Here is an 18,013-nt window from a genome sequence, read left to right as displayed (position 1 = left end):
CATCGGCCGTCAGGCGCCGTAACGGCGCCTAAGCCAGCCGGTGCAGCGGGATTACGAACCCCACACCTGCATCTCGTCGAGCGAGTAGCCCCACGGGGTCGCGCGCTTCGTGCCGAACATGCGCACATAGCGGCCACTGCCCTTCAGGTTCGCAAGCGACACGTGACCCGAGCCGACACCACTCGACGTCGAGTAGATCGTGGTCCAGTTCGCGTTGTCGTTCGACGTCTGGATCTGATACGCACTCGCGCCCGCATCCCAATACAGGTCGACTGCAGTGACGGTCTTCACCGCGCCGAGATCGACCGTGATCCACTGCGTGCCCGCCGAATTGCCTTCGATCGAATCCCAGCGCGTGCTCGACGTATTGCCGTCGAACGCCTTGTCCGCCGTCAGGCTCGAGTTGTAGCTCGACGAAGCGGTTGCGGGCTTGCCCTGCGACAGCAGCGTCTTGCCCGGTGTCGACGTGGTCGTGCCGCTCCAGTAGTTCGAGCCAAGCTTTGCCTTCGTCTTGTCCGAGTTCACGCCGAGTTGCGACAAATTCCAGCGCTTGCCGGTGCTGACATCCGCGAGGTACAGCTGATACCCGCCATCCGTCGTCGACGACATGAACAGGTAGTTCGTGTTATCAACCGGCGCCGGATCCGAGTTATTGCCGCGGCAGTCGTTGATCGATAGCTGGTTAGGCGTGTCGCCCGGGTTGACCTTCGAATAGATCTGATCGAGCTGGCTGGCAGCGCTGAGCCAACGCGCGTAGAACACCGTACCGTCCTTCCGCACCATCGGATAGTAGGTTTGCAGCCCCTGCGGCGCGTCGAACGCGACCTTCTGATGCGTCGCGATGGTTTCCTTGTACAGGCCAAGACCCGCGCCGGTGCCGGTCGCGAAGTACACCGCACTGCTGTCCGGTGACGGGAACGGCATCGAGCTTTCGATGCCCGGCGCCGTGTTCGTCACATCGACCACCGACGTGAACTGCGGACCACCGCTCGTGAACGACAGCGTCGCTTCCATCACGTCGCCGTTCTGCTTGAAGAACAGCTTGCTGCCGTCGCTGCTGAATTTCGGGTCTTCATTGCGGGTCTGGCCAGTGCTGTTCGTCATGTTGATCGGCGCGCTAGTCGAGCCGACCTGCCAGATGAACACGTTCCACGCGTTGTTCGTGACGCCCATGAACGCGATCCATTTGCCGTCAGGACTGAACACCGCATTCATCGGATCTTTGATGCCCCACGAGCTTTTCGACACTTGCGTGAGCGTGCGTGCCGTGAAGTCGTAAATAAAAAGCTGGCTCGTGCCGTCGCCGTAGCTGACGTAGCTGTGGTACGCGAGCTTGCCGGTGAGCGTCGAAGGCAAAGTGGAACTTGACTGGTCAGCGGGGCTGTTCACACAGGCCGCCTGGACCTGTACGGCAAGTGCGGAGAGGGCAAAACCAGCTGCGGCGATACGAAGGGCGGGAGAGGTGAGGCGCAAAATTCAGTATTCCTATGATAAATGGCCGCTCGAATCCGATTGACGTGGACGAGTAAATTTGTCCGATTTCCTTTTTCAAGGAAAAAAGCTCCGCCACTCGGATCGATGCCGAGGAAAAAAACGCCAATTCGGTGAAGTTGGCGAAGCTGAATGAAAGGAATTCAGGAGTCCGCGCCGTCAAAAACCGGCACGAACCTTCGTTCCTTTCGGGGTGGCAGGCATCGTTTCCTAGCCGCTGAGCTAGTTAACGGCACCTAACGACAGACAAAAGAGCCTGGAGAATACCCGCGCTTATCGGAAAAATAAACCCTCAGGAACATAAAATGCTCTGGTCAGTTCTGAAATTATGACCTCGCATCGCGTTCGTTTAGGGTCTGAATGGAAGGAGTTACGTAGCATCCCTATATAATTTTTTTAGGGGGCCAAGACCGCAAAACGTCGAATCTTTTGTCGTGAAAACGACGAGGGTCTGCTAGAGTGAAAAAGTAACTAAAACGCAGGACGACGAGATGAAAATCCCCGTTCACATCGGTAGTTACCTCGCATCCGTTTCCAACCACCTGTTGCACCGCAATCGTTCCCCGTTAGATCGCGCCCAGTTCGATCGCGACGAATGCGTGAGCCTGGACCACGGCGATCCGCTACCTGAAACATCTCACGAAAAGAAACGGTCTGATGAAATTATCATTCCGCGGAGGCCGATCGGATACGTAATACCTGGTGCTGCGAATCATCCGTTTAGCAACGGCCCTTTTTCCGATCCTATTGATCCGAACAATAACGCGGCGGCATGGATGGGGTTGGGCGTAGCGGTCAGCGCATTCGTCCTGGTATTCGGCGGCTACGTCGCGATCGTGGGAATGGGAAATCCCGACACACTGCGCCGCGCCGAAGCGTTGATGCCGCGCACAGTGATGGGAATGGCGTGGTTGCCGGGAGATCTCGCGGCGTTCCCCGAATTGCCGGCTGCAGTGGCCGCACCGGCCGCCGCATCCGCGCCCGACGCCGATCCGCTCGCGGACAGACAGCTCACATCCGGGAAGGACGGTACCGCGGCGGTCACGCGGTCGGCACGTGAGAAGACACGGCCCGCGTCAGGCGCTACCCGCGACGAAGCCTCGGCGCGGGCAGCCAATCCGTGCGCGAGCAAGGACCAGCGGGGCTGCGTGCGCAAGTACGCGACGAAAGCGCCGCCAATCGATCCGTTCGGCGGCGCGGCAGCAAACGGCCCGCGCCGCGTACAACGCGACTTTGATGGGCCGATGCAGTGGCACGGCGAGTCCTCCGTTGCGCCGCCGCGCACATCGACCACCTATCTGCACCACTGAGCGGTCATTCAACCGTCACCGATTTCGCCAGATTGCGCGGCTTGTCAACGTCGGTGCCGCGTAGACACGCGACGTGATAAGCGAGCAACTGGAACGCGATCACGTGCAGTACAGGCGATAGCGGCCCATAGTACGCAGGCATCTGGATCACCCGCACCCCGGGCGAACTCGCGAACTGCGTATCGGTATCCGCGATGACATAAAGCTGACCGCCGCGCGCGCGCACTTCCTGGACGTTTGACTTGAGTTTGTCGAGCAGCACGTCGTTCGGCGCGGTGACAATTACCGGCATCGCTTCGGTGACGAGCGCAAGCGGCCCATGCTTCAGTTCGCCCGCCGGATAGCCCTCGGCATGGATATATGAAATCTCCTTGAGCTTAAGGGCACCCTCGAGCGCGATCGGAAAATGCAGTCCGCGCCCGAGGAATAGCGCATTCTCCTTGCGATGCAGCTCCTCCGCCCACGCCATGATTTGCGGCTCGCGTGCGAGCACGCTGCGCAATGCGTCGGGCAAGCCCGCGAGTTGGCGCAGATAGACGACGGCCTCGTCGTCGTTGATGCGGCCGCGCCGCCGGCCAATCGTCAGCGCAAGCAGAAACAGCGCGGCCAGTTGTGTCGTGAATGCCTTCGTCGACGCGACGCCGATTTCCGGCCCAGCCTGGGTAATGAACGCCCATCGGCTTTGCCGGACCATCGCGCTTGCCGCGACATTACAGAGGGTGAGCGTGAGCGCTTCCCCCATTGACTGCGCGTAGCGTAGCGCGGCAAGCGTATCGGCGGTCTCGCCCGACTGCGAGATCGGCACGACGAGCGTGCCGCGCTCCTTCACATGATCGCGATAGCGGAACTCGCTCGATATCTCCGCGTGCGCGGTGACACCGGCGAGACGCTCGAACCAGCCGCGCGCGGTAAGCGCCGCGTAGTGGCTCGTCCCGCAGCCGAGCATTAGCACGCGTTCGATGCCCGTCAGCATCTCGGGTGCGGCTGTGCCGAACGGCTCGGTATCAAGCGAATGAACATGCCCCGCGGTGCGCGCGACTGCGACCGGCTGCTCGAAAATTTCCTTCTGCATATAGTGGCGGTACGCGCCGAGTTCCGCGTCGTCCTCCTGCTTGGCGACCGCACGGACGTCGCGCGCAACATCACCGCCGGTCGGGTCGATGATGCGGACATGGCCGCGCACGATATCGGCAATGTCGCCATCTTCGAGATAAATAAACCGCCGCGCGCAATTGGCGAGCGCAAACGTATCGGACGCGAGAAATGCGCTGTCGTCGTCCAGTCCGACGACGAGCGGCGAACCTTGCCGCGCGCCAATCACGCGCCGTGGTTCGTCCCGGCAAATCACAGCAATCGCATAGGCGCCGCGCAACACGCGAGTGGTGTTGTGCACGGCGGCGAGCAGGTCGCCGCAGTAGTGACTGTGAATCAGGTGCGCAATCACTTCCGTGTCAGTCTGGCTATTGAATTCGTACCCTTGCGCGCGCAACGATTCGCGCAGTTCCTCGTAATTTTCGATAATGCCGTTATGCACCACCGCGATCTGGTCCCGCGAAAAAATCGGATGAGCATTATCAATTGCGGGTACGCCGTGCGTGGCCCAGCGCGTATGTGCGACGCCGGTCGACCCGTCCAGCGCTTCGGCGGTCACGTCGGTCTCGAGCGCCCGCACCCGCGCGAGCGTCCGCACGCGCCGTGGCGCGCCCTGTTGAAGCACCGCGACACCGCACGAATCATAGCCGCGATATTCGAGGCGTTTCAGCCCGTCCAGCAACATCGGCACAATATTGCGCTGGGTTACTCCTGCCACGATTCCACACATATTCGCCTCCACTGGGACTGCTCAAATTGCTCTAATGAGAACTGCGTTACATCACGTGAACCCTCCGTCTTCCCTGATCGAATTGATTATTTCGATGCCCGCACCACGCAACGATCACCCGGGCTCGCCGCTATCTGCTTTTGCGTGCTGAAGTCCGCTTCACGCAGACCGTCGGGCGACAGCGATACAAAATGCACCATATCTCCGCTCACGATTCCGGTTACGCCGGTATTGCCCCATGCGAACGGCGCGCGTTGCGTGCCGCGCAGCACGATGTGGTCGCCTTCAAGCCCGAGTGTCATCATCCGGCCGTCCTGAGTAGGGACGAACACCGCATTGCCTTCGACGGCAATATTGCTTTCACGCACCAGCGCAGGCAGGCAGTCCAGTTCGGCCGTTCGGCGTCCCTGTCCATCGACCAGAAAGGCCACGGCGCGACCGGTATCGAGTGTTGCGAGCACAACGAACCGGTCGACAGCGGGCACATAGGCGCTCGCATAAACGTAGTACTGCACGCGGTACGGATCGACGCTTTCCTGTGTACGCGTCAGCTTGCCGGTACGCGGATCGAACAACGCGTATTGCAACGACGCGATCGTGCTGCCTGGAATGTACTTTTGCCAGACAAAGAGCGCCTGGGTCGGCGAACCGGCAACGACCGGCCACCATTCGCGCACGTGAGCTGCGACGTTCACGTGCCGTAAAAAGCGGCCATTTCCGTCATAGACGTTCGCGTAGACACCGCCCCCTGTGCCGAGATTGTCGACGCCGCCGCCCTGCACCCAGTCAGCCGAATAAAACACGACGAACTGGTCGCCGACCGCCGCGACGTGCCCTGAATGCCCGCCGGACTCGACGTCTCTCGGGTAAGGCCGGATCGGCTTGAGGTTTTGCCGATACACGCCATAGCGCTGGCTGACGTTGCGCGGCGCATTCCAGCCATCCTCAAACGTGATGAAGATGGTCCCCTTCGTGTTCTGCGCGACCGATGCCGGCTCCTGCGCTTCGGGCCGTTTGATAAAGATGCGCACGTTCGACAGATGCGCAGTACCCGGTTCCCACTGCCCGACATAGACGTCGTGCGGCCAGCTGCCATTGCGGCCCGCGCCGTGCGGCGGCACGCCTGAACTGCTGAAGAACACCCACGTCTTGCCATCACCCCCATCTGCCTGGCCGATGCCATGCATGAAACTGCGCTCATCCCGAACGCCCGGCGCCGGCACGGCCATTACTGCGCCGACCGGCGCGACAAAGGCGGTCGAAGCCGGATGAGATCCGCGAGTCGGGGCCGACGTGGAGGCAGGCGCCGCTGCGGGAGTCGATGCGGCTGCAACGATCGGTACGGCCTGCGGCGCTTGCGCGCGCACCGCGGCAGACATCGGCAATAACAACATGGCGATGCCGATTACCGATAACGGCATACGCATTGCACGCCCCACGGGGCTCGGGATTTGAATCGGTCTCACTTGCGCCGCTCCGGAAAATTTGGTGGCACAAGCCCGGCGATATCCTGCAGCCCGTGCCGCATTCTGAGTCGATAAAGCGTTATGCGTGATATGTCGAGCTCTTCCGCCACCTCGCCTGACCGATTGCCATGCGCGATCAGCGCCTCAATCAGGCAGTTGCGCTCCGCTTGATCGCGCGCGTCGGCAAGTGTCAACGCGCGGCGCGCCGGCGGTTCTGCAAGGCCGAGATCGACGGCGCGGATATACGCGCCGTCGGCCATGACGATCGCGCGCCGCACCTTGTTCGCAAGTTCCCGGACATTGCCCGGCCAGTCGTGCAGCAGCATCGCGCGTAATGCGGAAGGGGTGAAACCGTGAATCCGCGACTTTCGTTCGCCCGCGTACAGACCCAGCAGATGAAACGCGAGCAAATGGATGTCGGTGCTGCGTTCGCGCAGTGGCGGCACATCGATGCGCAGCACGCACAGCCGGTGGTAGAGATCGAAGCGGAACGACTGGCCGCGCACGGCGTCTTCGAGATCGACATGAGTCGCCGAAATGATGCGCACATCGAGTGGAATCGATACATCGCTACCGAGCCGCTGGATCGTGCCGTCCTGAGCGAAACGCAGCAGCGTCGCCTGGCATTCGAGCGGCAGATCGCCTATTTCGTCGAGAAACAACGTGCCGCCATTGGCCGCCTCGATATGGCCGATCTTGCGGCGCTCGGCATCGGTGAACGCGCCGCGCTCGTGGCCGAACAGTTCGCTTTGCACGAGCGTCGGCGGAATCGCGCAGCAGTTGATCGCGACGAACGGCCCCTGCGCGCGGGGCGAAGCGTCGTGAACAGCGCGCGCGGTCAGTTCCTTGCCGCTGCCCGATTCGCCGGCGATAAAGAGCGGCGCGTCGGTATAGGCAACTTTCTGCATTTCACGCTGCAATGCCTGCATCGGTTCGCTGCGCCCGACGATGGCTTGACCGCCGGCCACCGACGGCGCATGCGGAACGGCCCGCAGCAGCGAAGCAAGACGTAACGCACGCCGCAACGCAGACTCGACGACATCGAACGCATATGGCAAAAACACATAATCGAGGCAGTAGCACCCGATCAACTCGCGCGTTGCGGCCCGCCGCAACTGGTTTGTCGTGACGGCCGCGATCCAGTGCACTTGCGGCGCGCCGACGCAGTGCTCGACAATTGCGCCCATCGTGCCGGCGTGCTCGTCGCCGAGCTCGAGCAGGCCCACATTGGGCGCCGGCGCGTGCCGCAATGTGCGCTCCAGCTCATGCACACTGCCGATCAGCTCGACTGACCATCCGGCTTCGCGCAGACGGTCGCACAGGCTCGGGTCATGTGAGACCGACGCGTATACGAGCGCCGGCGCATCACGGTTCCTTTTCGGCACGACGTCATCCTCCTCACGAGTCCGCTTTCATTCACTGTCGTTGCCACAACAACGAATCAATGCGTTCGGTTCGCGTCGAGCAATACGCGCGCCCAATGACTTTCTTTCGCAACCCGGACAAACGTACAATGACACTCCGTCCCGCCGCCGCGTGTTCGCTGCGCGCGCTCAACATCTCACGAGCAAAGCACCATGAATCGAGACAAGCTGCTTGCCCCTGCCCAGATGAAGCATGCGTCCGAACCCCTCGTGTCCGGTCAATCCGTCACGTCCGGCGTGCGCTTTGCCGACTACGACAGCGTGCTCACGTTGCTGTCGCGCCGCCTGCACCTGCTCGAACGCGTTGACGACTTCGTTTGCATCGACCTGCATGCCGGCCAGGTGGTATGCGATTGCAACGAAGTCTTTCATCACGTGTATTTCCCGCTAACGGCCCGTCTCGCGTACGAGTGCATACTCGACGACGGCCGCTCGATCGAACTCGTGACCATCGGCCGCAACGGCTTCGCGGGCTGGCCGGTTGTCACGCGTACCGGGTCGATGCCGTTTCGCACTATCGTCACAGCATCGGGCACGGCGTTTCGCTGCAGTGAAGCGTCGTTGCTCGCCTGCCTGAAAGAAGAGCCATGGGTCGAAGCGCGCATGTTGCAGTACGTCGAACTGATGTTCGCCGAAATGTCGCAAATGGCCTCATGTGCGAGACTCCATTCGATCGAACAGCAGGTTGCATGCCGTCTGCTCACGCTCGCGGACAACCACCCTTGCGCACGCATCGAAACCTCGGCCGTGTCGCTGTCGCGTGCACTTGGCGTAACCGCGCGCTCGGTGCGCTCCGCGTTGCACGCGCTCGGCGTCGCGGGCATCGTCACGCACGATCGACATGGCGTGATGGTCCAGCAACGCGCGGCGCTCGAGCAGCGTTCGTGCGAATGTTACCGGGTCCTCAAAGCTCTGTATCGGTCATCGGACGACTCCCCATTACATACCGAACCCGGATCGGCATATTGACCGGCATGTGCATCGCCCCATCCTGCACGTCGTACCAGCGCGCATGGGCGGGGTCAACGCCGATCGGTACGTCGGCCGGTCCGTCGTCGTCGCCCTCCACTTCAGGCTCGGACATCGCGCGCAGCGCGGCAATAAACCCGTTGGCATCGTGCGATGCGATAAAGACCCGCGCGACCGCGCCACGCGTTCGCAATGACGCGGCCGCGAACGGACCAGGCTCGACGGTCAGGCCTGCCGTTCTCCGCAACAGCCGTTGCATGCGCGAACGCGATGCGAACGGGTGAGCAACGCGCGACACGATCATCCACACGACTAGCGCGGCGGCGATGGTCCCAATCGCGGCCATATACGACAGCAACTGCTCGAGCGGCAGTTCGTTTTCATTGAACGGCATCAGATACCGATACGTATAGACACCAATCGCCGCCCACAACGAACCCACGGTTGCAGGACGTATCAGGCGAAACCACACGACCTGCATCAGACCTAGTTTGACTCCTTTATCCGCGATGATCTGACTGGGCGTGCGTAGAGACAGGTCGATGACTGGGGCGTTATTCATGCTGGATTCCTCGGTCTGGGCTTGTCCATACCGCGCGCTTGCCGCGCCGGCGCAGGACGATGGAAGGCAATGCAACGACAGTGGTGATCATGTTGATCAACCAGAAAGCAAGCGGGTACCACACGGTATCCATGAAATAGAACAACAACTTCTCGTCGTAACGGCGATCGATCAGGCAGCCGATGATCAGTTGCAGCACGCAGGTTGCGACAAGCAGCATGCCGTGCCAGTGCGGCAGCAGCGAAATGTGCCAGTCGGGCGGCAACGGCACGAGCATGTTGACGAGGCCGAGCACCATCACGAACGACATCGAATACGCCCATGCAATGCCTACCAGATATTCGAGGAACAACGGCCACATCATGATCATCGACGGCTTCGCGATTTCCGGTGCGTACTTCATCAGCACCTGAATGCCGCCTTTCGCCCAGCGCAGACGCTGACGGTACAGACCAGTCAGCGTCTCGGGCATCAGAATCCAGCTTAGCGCGTGCGGCTCGTATGCGACCCGCCAGTCGCGGGTCTGCAGCTTCCAGCTGATATCGATGTCCTCGGTCAGCATGTCCGAGCTCCAGTAACCGACATCCGCAAGCGCCGCCTTGCGGAACATCGTAATCACACCGGACACCGTGAAAATGCGTCCATACACCTGCTGCGTACGCTTGATCAACCCGACAATCGACGAAAATTCGCCGACCTGCATCCGCCCGAGCAACGACGTGCGCGTGCGGATGCGCGGATTCCCGGTGACCGCCCCAACGTTCGGATCGGAAATGAAGTGCTCCAGCATCCATTCGATCGCATCGCGACCAAGCAGCGAGTCGCCGTCGATACACATCAGGTATGGCGCATCGCTAACGGTTGCAGCGGTCGTCAGGCCGATCGCCTTCCCTTCGTTCTTCGAATGATGGATCACGGTCAGGCGTGGAATCTCCTTGGCTAGTTCGTTCAGAATCGCACCCGTGCCGTCCTTGCTGCCGTCGTTCACCGCGATGATGTCGTAATTCGCGTAGCCGAGATTCGCGAGGTGGTAGATCACGCGGCGAACATTCGATTCCTCGTTGAAGCACGGCACAACCACCGACACCTTCGGCATGCCGGCTGCGACGAGTGCCCGATGCGACCGGGTCCGGCCCTTCTCCAGCGCGAGATAGTGAACGACGCCTCCAATCATCCAGAAATACGACATAAAGAACGGGTAGAAGAAAATGAAATCCTGTAGACGGGCGATCAGATCGTGCGTCATTAGCGGGTCACTCCTTTACGCTGTTGCGCCTGAAGGAGCGCGTTGATCGAGGTCGGATCGAGCCGTGCGCGCAGCGACATCACATCGCGCATCGTCACCATTTGAGGCATATCCGCAGAGAACCGGTCCGGGTAGTAGCCGAAGTTCACCACGCCGCGCTGCCGCAGATAGCGCATTTCTTCGAGCAGACGGTCAGACGAAATATCCTGGCCGGTCTGCGGATCGATCACTGGCAACTGATACACCGTCTTGCGCAAACCGTCCGGTACGGTCGACGTAATATCCGCGAGCGAGTCGAGCCGACCATTGATGCTTCCGTAACGCTCACCGGGTGGCATCGCGAGCAACGCAACGAAGTCGTACGCATGCAGGAACGAATCGTAGTTCTGCGAAAAACGCGCTTCCGCCGCCCGGTCGAGCAATACATCCGCATACAGATCGCGAGCGGTCAGCACGTCGCCGCCGTTCTGGCTGTCCAGAACAATCTTCTCCAGTTCCATCGAAAAATCGACCAGATACCTGGTCTTCGCGGCCGTCCAGCGTGTCATTAACTCAGGGGTCGAGCGGATCGTGCCGATATCGGCAGGCAGCCCCCAGCGTTGAAACGTTTGCGCCGCATGGCGACCGGCGTCCTCGTAATCGTCGAGCATCGCGTCTCCACCGAACAGCAGCCCGGTAAACGCGGAGTACTTGCCCATATCTGCATAGATTTCGCGGATCATCGTCTGCGCCGCTGGATCGAATGGACTCAAGCGAACCATCTTCGCTGCACGCCGGTCGGCGGGCGCGCCCGCGGCTGCCGTCACCAGTTCGACACGCCCCGCCTGGTCCGCGGGCAAGCGGAACGCCAGCAACGGCATCCATGCGTAGACCTGCACTTGCGAGCGCGTATTCAACTGCCACGCGGCACGCGAGAACAGATCGGCGCGCATCGGCAGATGGCGATTCGGGAAGTACAGCGCTTCCGCAGCGCCGGTATTGTTCGGATCGGAATAGGCCTGCAGGTAAACGGAACTCGGCCGCATGTCATAAATGCGCTGGATCAGAACGCCGAGTTTCTTTTCCTGCACGGCGCCATCCGGATCATAAACATCGTCCAGACTGACGCGCACCACGCGTTCAACCGGATTGACCTGACCGCGGTTGGTCGCCGGCTCACGCATCGCCCGCTCGAACCCGCCGACGTCGACGTCATAGGTCATCAGATTGCGACGCAGCCGGTCAAGCGGCACATCAGGCGTATTCGGCCCTGCTTCGAGGCTGAATTGTGTGTGCATGCCAAGCGATCTGGAAATCTTGCGCACCGGCTGGTTCTCGGCGCCATAAGGCCAGACCATCGAACGAATCGTGACGCCCGCATGATCATGCAAGCGGCGAAGACACGCGGACAGATCGTTTTGCACGCGCGCTTCGAATTCCTCATCGGTTTCGTAGCGCTTCTGATCCTGCAAATACAGGTGCGAAGTCGCAGCCGGCAATTCATTGCCCTGAGGATTCGCGATGGCGCCGTGATGCAGGTCGTGCGTGTGCGACGCGAGTTCCACTAGCGGCGATTTCGCCAGCTGTGAGACCTCATCCCATGACATGAACGTGTCCCTCGGTACTTCGAGGTTGATCGCAAGACGGATCTTCTGGTTCGGCGGCGTATCGACCCATGATGTAACGATACCCATCACCGCCGGGAATTTGAAACGCTCGAGCAGCGGCAACACTTTCGTGTAGTGACTACGAAAGCCGTCGTCGAAAGTCAGCATAACTGCGCGTGGCGGCAACGGCTTGCCGCCGTTGCGCGATGCTTCGACATCCTTCACCGTGATCGGATGATAGCCGCTGCTCTGAAGCCATGAAAAGATCGAAGTCAAGGTTCCCGTATCGACAGCGTACGGGTCGATCATGTTTTGCGAGTTAAACGAAGCCAGCAGGTTATCCCGCACATCGTGAAAGCAGATGACCCTGAAAGTCTTGCCGTCGGCTGGGTCCGACGGCGGAAGAATATCAACCAGCTTCGCTGGCGCCAGCCCAGAAAACAACGAACAACCTGCCATCGCTCCGAGACAACCACAAATAAAACGTCTGCGCGACTGCATCGTCGAACCCCCAAAACGTTAGAACGGTACGGTGAGCAATACGTATGCGGTTTCTGAAAGTTCCTGTTCTCCGTCATAGGCGTGCCGGCCGACACCGATGCCATAAGTCAAGGTGATATCGTGGTGGAACGTCCATGCATGTTCCAGCCGCGCGGCCCAAAAACCGCTTGTGCCGAACCCCCGTTGGTTATATGCGCCTCCCGATATGTAAAAACGTTGCAGCAATGAACGCTCCCCGCTTCTCCATATCGCCCATTGATGCGACATGCCGACCTCCGCTGAGTAATCACGCGACGGACTGAAGTACGGCGTGTTCTGCAGCGTATTGCTGCTGGTACCAAAACGTAGCGTCCCATTGATCTGCTGATTCGGAAACGTGAACAAGCGTTGCGAACCGCCGACCGTAAACTCCTGATGGAAGTTCTCGTCGCTATAGCGGCCGATGTTGTAGCCAATGTCCGCAGAACGACGATCGCCATCGGTATACGTGAATGCAACCTGCCCTGTGCGCCCCCAGATATGAGCAACGTAGGCCTTCGACGGTAGATCGTTGGCATCGCTGTCAAAACCGGCCGTCGCCTTGAAAAAGTCATTGATTGCGTATTCGACCTGGCCGTTGCCTCCCGTTCTTCCATCGCCGCCCGTCGAACGCGATACCTCTCCTTGCACGGTCAGCGGCCCGCGGCGAAAATCGGCGCCGATACCGTTTCGAATGCGCTGTAGCCTGCCGATATCGGTCAGCGCCCACTCATAGAAGTTGTGCCCAAACACTCGCCAGTAGTCGTAGATCGGCGGCGAGTAGATATAGGTATCCGCAGTGAACTGCTCATCGGCAATCGCGGCCGCGCCGTGCTCGCCAGTCAGCTCGGTCGAGACGGTCGGTGCACGCCATGCGTCGTAATCGCGCTTGAAGTTCCTGACCGAGCCGTTCTCGGGAAACGTGTTGCCGAACGCGGTGTTGATTGCCGTTGCGTTCGCATAGTCACCGGTATTGAGCGATGTGCGTCCGAGCCCCGCGAGTGCTTCGATATTGTCTGGATGATCGTTCAGCGCAGCCACATACATATCTTTCGCCAGACGGTTGCGTCCCTTGCCGAGCTGTGCGTCCGCTTCCGCGTTGCGCACCTCCGCGCTAAATGGCACCTGTTCTTCAAGGCGCTTCAACTCCGCCAGGCCCGCATCCGTCTGACCAACATAAATCAGATACTGCGCACGCAATCGATTGAGCCTCAGATAATCGTCGTTGGCAAGATCCCATGGTCTCACCTGGTTGGGCGGCGGCAACGATGCGGCGATATCGTCGAGGACCTTGCCAGCTTCGACAAATTTGTTCTGATCAGTCAGCGCATAGAAGAGCCCTTCGCGCAGGTCGATCGGGCGGGTCCGCGCGCCGTATTGATAGCCGCGAGTCGCTACATCGGTACTCGCTGCCGCTTGCTGTTGAATCGCACGTCGATACGCAACTTCCGCTTTACCCGGTTCGTTCAGGTAGCTATACGCTTCACCCGCCGAAGCAAGTGCTTCGACTGAAATCGGCTGGTCCGCGGGAATCGACACATATGACGTTACTGCTTTCTCCATCTCGCCGCGGCCGGCGTATGCAACGACGCGATCTCCGGCGAGCGCGTAACGCACCTGTTGATACTCCGGTGTATCCGGCAGACGAGCTTCGAGATTGTCCGCCGCCTTAAGTGCGCTATCGATCCCATCGAAGCGGTCAGGACTCGTCATAGCACGTGCTTTATCGCGTCCACCACGAACCTGCTGACGAATAGAAAGTTCTTCAAGTTGTGCAATATCTACTGGCGTAAAGACATCGGGCCGCGCCTTGGCCTCCTCAAGCGCCTGCACCGCACCACCGCCTGTAGCAAGGCCGAACACTTCCGTGCGCAATGCGCTAGCGGACTGCGCGCCGCCCGCTCCGGTGGGAGGCGCAGGAGTGGCCGCCGGAGCAGGTTGACCGGGCGTTTGCTGATCGGGCGTCGCGGGCTGAGTAGCCGGCTGCGCCGGTTGTTGAGTCTGCGGTTCAGGCATTTGCTCGGCAGGTTGCTGAGCTTGCTGAATCGGTTGTGCGATGGTTGGAGTCTGAGTGATCGACGGTGCTTCGGCGACATCATTGGGTTCGCGGGAGCCTCCATTGTCCGCCTCCATGGCGGAACACACCGACGAAAGAAACAGCAGCATAACGGGCGCACAGGCCGCTAGCGTGATGCAGTTGGCTGGATGAAGCCTCTTCGGCTGAGCAAGCACTGCATACAGACGCTTTGGTTGAGCGTTCACGATTTGTCCTTAACGTTGAGTGCATTGTTCTGAAGGACTACTTTTCCCTGAGTTGAGACCGCTCCGTACAAGCTACATCTATGCCACAACACACACACCGAACCATGCGCTTTCCTAAATAGGATTGACAGTCATTTCGCGATGCTTGCGTTTCATTTGCGATACATCCCCGACGTGATCGTCATCCCTTTGCGATCAACGGATTTACACGAAAACACAACGATGAAGGCGCTCCGGAAACAACGAACAGACTCGTGCATGTTGTGCGTGTTACTGACGATCATCGAGCGAGGTCGGACACACGCTTCGTCAGGCATTCGAACTGATAACCCGATATACGTACTATTTTTGACGCCGCTGAACATTGCCAATCGCGTCATTGATCACAAGACTCGTTGAGTTTTGCCAAAAGTGTCCAAGATGTTTCATTTTTGATTCATGGTTTCACCCGCGTTAGCCGATACAACCGAGAACCGACTCACCCGCTTACACGGGTAACCTTTCGTTACAACCGTCCATACGGTGAAAATAGACCTATCGAGATATGCTACGCATCCCTTAATAATATGAAGCAATTTTTGCTGGTGCTTTCCGATTGCGTTTTATCGTGCCTGTTCGTATTCTTTCCTTTCCACGATCCCAGGGAGGTCGTCATGTGTGCCGTCAGGTGTGCAATCACAAGTACAAATATTCGCAAAACTACAATTCCGTCCAGACAGGTGTGCACGCTGGTCATGATGGGTATCGCGCTGTGCGGCTGTACGTTTGCCGCCGCTCAAAGCGCGTCCGCGCCGCAAGCCGTATCAGGCCCCGAGTCCGATGCACAGGAAATGCTGTACTACGTGTGCGGCCAGGCAGGGCTCGAGAAGACTGTCACGTCACCGGACCCGAAACATCCGTTCAATCTTGGCGTCACGTTTGCGCAGCAGAATGGCGCGCCCGCTTCGGACGTCGCTGTGCGGCTGCGGCGTCACGGAAGAGTGCTGATGGATTTCGTCGCGGGCGGCCCGCATTGCCTGTTTTCAGTGCCATCGGCCAGTTACCGTATCGAAGGCACTTTCCGCGGCGAAATGAAGTTCGAGATTGTCGAAACAGGAACGTTTGACACGCAGATCAAGTGGTAAATCGTCCCCTGTGCACCGACGATGCCGTGTTACGCGGTCACCGCCATCGCACAGGGATTATCGCCTCTCGTAACAGGTTGCATGCGCGTCCGTTCATAAGAAGCAACTGCGTAGTCCCGGCGTCGACAGCCGCGGACGCGACCGTTGCCGCGGTGATGCGTTTGCCTGCCGGAGCAACATCGTGACTACCGACAGACTTTCCTCAGACACGCCAACGCCCGTGAGCGTAACGACTGGCTCGAAACCCGCGGCGCCGGCGGCGAATCCATCTGGTATAGCCCCACAAACGCCCGTGCGCTGGATCTCGTGGGGCCCGGGCAGCAGCGCGGCGCTCAGCATCGCATGCTTCATATTGATTCTCGGCGCAGTCGTTTTTTTCCAGCGCGAAGGAGAAAAGCGCGCGGTTCTCGACGAACCGTCCAGCGCCCAAACAGCTGCGCAGAACTCACAAGCTGAAGACACGCCAGCAGTTACGCAAGGCGATGCACCCGGCAGCAGTCCGTCGGCCATCCCGATGCCGGTTGCCGCACAAAGCACCGCGACGCCAGCACCGGCAATCGAGACTTCACTCGCGCGCGCCCGCGCATGCGCGGCTGCGTCGCACTGGAATTGCGTACTCGATGCGGCAAGTAGCGCGCTGGCCATTCAGGAAGGCAATACGGAAGCACAGTCGTTGCTGCAACGCGCGATCGTCAACGGCGGCTGGACCAACGAGACATCGTCGATCACGCGTCAAACGGCCGGCGCGGCAAGTAGCGCGGCAGCCGCACCGGTACCGCGGTCTCACGCGCGGCGGCATTGGCACACTGCGGCACGCGGAAAATCTTCAAACGACGAAGAATAACGCATGCATGGAATAGCCCGTGCCAGCCGCTGACCAATGCGGCAGGCACGGGCGTGGGGCTCCAAACCTGGCCGCCCTCCCGATCGCGCAGCGCGCCCGCGATCTGAACGCGCAGCCCCTCGCTGCGACCGCTCCCTCGTTCCAGTAAAATCTGACAACACTCAGACGAGACTGCTCGCCGTTGCGAACCGTGCAGCGACGCAGCGCAGATGTCACCCTCCAAACGACTACAAAACATGCGCCCGTTCTTATGGATTTGTTGAGCCGTCTTCTTTCGCTGATGCCAGTCAGCGGCCGGCTTGAAGTGCGCTGTCACTTCGGCGCACCGTGGGCAATCGAGGAAGATACCGCCGGCATGCGCGAGATTCCGTATCACGTGCTGCTCTCTGGCACGGCGGTCGTCGAAGATGGCAACGGGCCGCCCGAGCGACTGGTGCCCGGGGATATCGTGCTGTTTCCCGCGGGCAGCCCGCACCGGATACATGACGGCAGCGGCAAATTGCCGAGGCCGCCAATCGAACGGCAGAACGAATCGCTGCTCATCGTGGAGAACGGAGCACCGGGTGTTGCAGCCGATCTGCTTTGCGGTCGCTTTCTTGTCGGTGCAGTACCCGATCGTCTGCTGCGCGATCATCTGCCGGGGAGGTTGATTGTTCATAGCGCACCGCAACGCGCAGACGCGCGCGCGTACGAAAACGACAATCACAACACCAAGCCGCTCAATTCAGGCACGCGGCTTACGCGGTTGATCGAACTGATGCGCGAAGAAGCGACCGACCAGGGGCCGGGCAGCGAGACGCTGGTCAATCATCTATCGGCCGCGCTGTTCGGACTGACGCTGCGTTTTGCGACCGAAACTTCCGCGCAGCCTCCGCATGGACTGCTCGCGCTGGCTGGCCGGCCGCGTCTGCAACCGGCCATCACCGCGATGTTCGACAAACCTGGCGAACCATGGTCGCTCGATCAGTTCGCCGCGCTGTGCAATATGTCGCGCGCGACTTTCGTCCGTCAGTTTCAGGAAGCAATCGGCCGCTCCGCCACTGACGTGCTGACGGAGGTCCGCATGACGGTCGCCGGGCGCCTGTTGCTACAAACCACGCGGCCCGTCGCCGACATTGGCGAAGCCGTCGGCTATCAATCGGATGCCGCATTCCAGCGTATCTTCAAACGCCACACCGGTATCACGCCGTCGCGCTGGCGCACGTCAGGCGGCAACGCGCATGCAAAGCTGACTGACGATGCGGAAATGGACAGCGCCGGGTAATCGCACTCGCCGCACTCGCCGCACTCGCCGCACTCGCCGCACGCGCCGCACGCGCCGCACCCGCGCGCGTTGATCCGTTCGAGCATGCGGATGATCCGTTGCGCGCTTCACGCGCATCAAACGC

At 60.3% G+C, this 18,013-nt stretch carries 13 protein-coding genes; 5 read left to right on the top strand and 8 right to left on the bottom strand.

What is annotated here, in order from left to right:
* Nucleotides 1-51: 51 nt before the first annotated feature.
* Nucleotides 52-1,446, bottom strand: a complete 1,395-nt coding sequence (locus BX592_RS08640; protein WP_243849429.1) for a discoidin domain-containing protein — start codon at nt 1,444-1,446, stop codon at nt 52-54.
* Nucleotides 1,447-2,267: 821 nt separating this feature from the next.
* On the opposite strand from BX592_RS08640, the gene BX592_RS08635 reads away from it, so the two are divergent.
* A complete protein-coding gene (locus tag BX592_RS08635; protein ID WP_134191241.1) occupies nt 2,268-2,801 on the top strand; it encodes a hypothetical protein in 534 nt (177 codons plus the stop codon).
* A gap of 4 nt (nt 2,802-2,805) precedes the next feature.
* Here BX592_RS08635 and glmS read toward each other — a convergent pair whose 3' ends face one another.
* The 3 genes from glmS to BX592_RS08620 form a co-directional block, all read right to left on the bottom strand.
* Complete coding sequence (gene glmS, locus BX592_RS08630; protein ID WP_134191240.1) at nt 2,806-4,623, bottom strand: glutamine--fructose-6-phosphate transaminase (isomerizing); 1,818 nt, start codon at nt 4,621-4,623, stop codon at nt 2,806-2,808.
* A gap of 86 nt (nt 4,624-4,709) precedes the next feature.
* The gene (locus BX592_RS08625) at nt 4,710-6,017 is read right to left on the bottom strand and encodes a hypothetical protein (RefSeq protein ID WP_134191389.1); all 1,308 of its coding nucleotides are present in this window, start codon (nt 6,015-6,017) and stop codon (nt 4,710-4,712) included.
* Between the two features lie 68 nt (nt 6,018-6,085).
* Complete coding sequence (locus BX592_RS08620; RefSeq protein WP_134191239.1) at nt 6,086-7,474, bottom strand: sigma-54 dependent transcriptional regulator; 1,389 nt, start codon at nt 7,472-7,474, stop codon at nt 6,086-6,088.
* A gap of 192 nt (nt 7,475-7,666) precedes the next feature.
* On the opposite strand from BX592_RS08620, the gene BX592_RS08615 reads away from it, so the two are divergent.
* Nucleotides 7,667-8,482, top strand: coding sequence for a Crp/Fnr family transcriptional regulator (locus BX592_RS08615; protein WP_134191238.1), 816 nt, complete (start codon nt 7,667-7,669; stop codon nt 8,480-8,482).
* Here BX592_RS08615 and BX592_RS08610 read toward each other — a convergent pair.
* Genes BX592_RS08610 through pgaA form a run of 4 tightly spaced genes read right to left on the bottom strand, consistent with a single transcriptional unit; the run spans nt 8,418 to nt 14,411 of the window.
* Nucleotides 8,418-9,044: a Biofilm PGA synthesis auxiliary protein PgaD gene (locus BX592_RS08610; RefSeq protein ID WP_243849402.1), complete on the bottom strand. Its 627-nt coding sequence runs from the start codon at nt 9,042-9,044 to the stop codon at nt 8,418-8,420. The two genes, BX592_RS08615 and BX592_RS08610, sit on opposite strands and share 65 nt — an antisense overlap.
* The gene (gene pgaC / locus BX592_RS08605; RefSeq protein WP_134191237.1) at nt 9,037-10,290 is read right to left on the bottom strand and encodes a poly-beta-1,6-N-acetyl-D-glucosamine synthase; all 1,254 of its coding nucleotides are present in this window, start codon (nt 10,288-10,290) and stop codon (nt 9,037-9,039) included. Before pgaC ends, BX592_RS08610 begins: the two co-directional genes overlap by 8 nt.
* The gene (gene pgaB / locus BX592_RS08600; RefSeq protein ID WP_134191236.1) at nt 10,290-12,377 is read right to left on the bottom strand and encodes a poly-beta-1,6-N-acetyl-D-glucosamine N-deacetylase PgaB; all 2,088 of its coding nucleotides are present in this window, start codon (nt 12,375-12,377) and stop codon (nt 10,290-10,292) included. The genes pgaC and pgaB overlap by 1 nt, the downstream gene beginning before the upstream one ends.
* Nucleotides 12,378-12,395: 18 nt before the next feature.
* Nucleotides 12,396-14,411: a poly-beta-1,6 N-acetyl-D-glucosamine export porin PgaA gene (pgaA, locus tag BX592_RS08595; RefSeq protein WP_243849401.1), complete on the bottom strand. Its 2,016-nt coding sequence runs from the start codon at nt 14,409-14,411 to the stop codon at nt 12,396-12,398.
* Nucleotides 14,412-15,391: 980 nt separating this feature from the next.
* Between pgaA and BX592_RS08590 the strand changes: the two genes are divergently transcribed.
* The 3 genes from BX592_RS08590 (at nt 15,392) to BX592_RS08580 (ending at nt 17,889) form a co-directional block, all read left to right on the top strand.
* The gene (locus tag BX592_RS08590) at nt 15,392-15,781 is read left to right on the top strand and encodes a hypothetical protein (RefSeq protein WP_243849399.1); all 390 of its coding nucleotides are present in this window, start codon (nt 15,392-15,394) and stop codon (nt 15,779-15,781) included.
* 220 nt (nt 15,782-16,001) lie between these two features.
* Entirely contained in the window at nt 16,002-16,625 is a 624-nt protein-coding gene (locus BX592_RS08585) for a hypothetical protein (RefSeq protein ID WP_134191235.1), read from the top strand.
* A gap of 250 nt (nt 16,626-16,875) precedes the next feature.
* Entirely contained in the window at nt 16,876-17,889 is a 1,014-nt protein-coding gene (locus tag BX592_RS08580) for a cupin domain-containing protein (protein WP_134191234.1), read from the top strand.
* The last annotated feature ends 124 nt before the right edge of the window (nt 17,890-18,013 follow it).

The sequence above is a fragment of the Paraburkholderia rhizosphaerae genome, assembly GCF_004366595.1.
Classification (GTDB): Bacteria; Pseudomonadota; Gammaproteobacteria; order Burkholderiales; family Burkholderiaceae; genus Paraburkholderia; species Paraburkholderia rhizosphaerae.
This window is presented reverse-complemented; position numbering and strand designations above follow the sequence as displayed.

Excerpts from the sequence above, each read along its gene's own strand:
- pgaC (WP_134191237.1), bottom strand. The coding sequence starts at position 10,290 with ATGACGCACGATCTGATCGCCCGTCTACAGGATTTCATTTTCTTCTAC.
- BX592_RS08610 (WP_243849402.1), bottom strand. The coding sequence starts at position 9,044 with ATGAATAACGCCCCAGTCATCGACCTGTCTCTACGCACGCCCAGTCAG.
- glmS (WP_134191240.1), bottom strand. The coding sequence starts at position 4,623 with ATGTGTGGAATCGTGGCAGGAGTAACCCAGCGCAATATTGTGCCGATG.
- BX592_RS08625 (WP_134191389.1), bottom strand. The coding sequence starts at position 6,017 with ATGTTGTTATTGCCGATGTCTGCCGCGGTGCGCGCGCAAGCGCCGCAG.
- BX592_RS08635 (WP_134191241.1), top strand. The coding sequence starts at position 2,268 with ATGGGGTTGGGCGTAGCGGTCAGCGCATTCGTCCTGGTATTCGGCGGC.
- BX592_RS08615 (WP_134191238.1), top strand. The coding sequence starts at position 7,667 with ATGAATCGAGACAAGCTGCTTGCCCCTGCCCAGATGAAGCATGCGTCC.
- pgaA (WP_243849401.1), bottom strand. The coding sequence starts at position 14,411 with ATGCCTGAACCGCAGACTCAACAACCGGCGCAGCCGGCTACTCAGCCC.
- BX592_RS08590 (WP_243849399.1), top strand. The coding sequence starts at position 15,392 with ATGATGGGTATCGCGCTGTGCGGCTGTACGTTTGCCGCCGCTCAAAGC.
- BX592_RS08580 (WP_134191234.1), top strand. The coding sequence starts at position 16,876 with ATGGATTTGTTGAGCCGTCTTCTTTCGCTGATGCCAGTCAGCGGCCGG.
- pgaB (WP_134191236.1), bottom strand. The coding sequence starts at position 12,377 with ATGCAGTCGCGCAGACGTTTTATTTGTGGTTGTCTCGGAGCGATGGCA.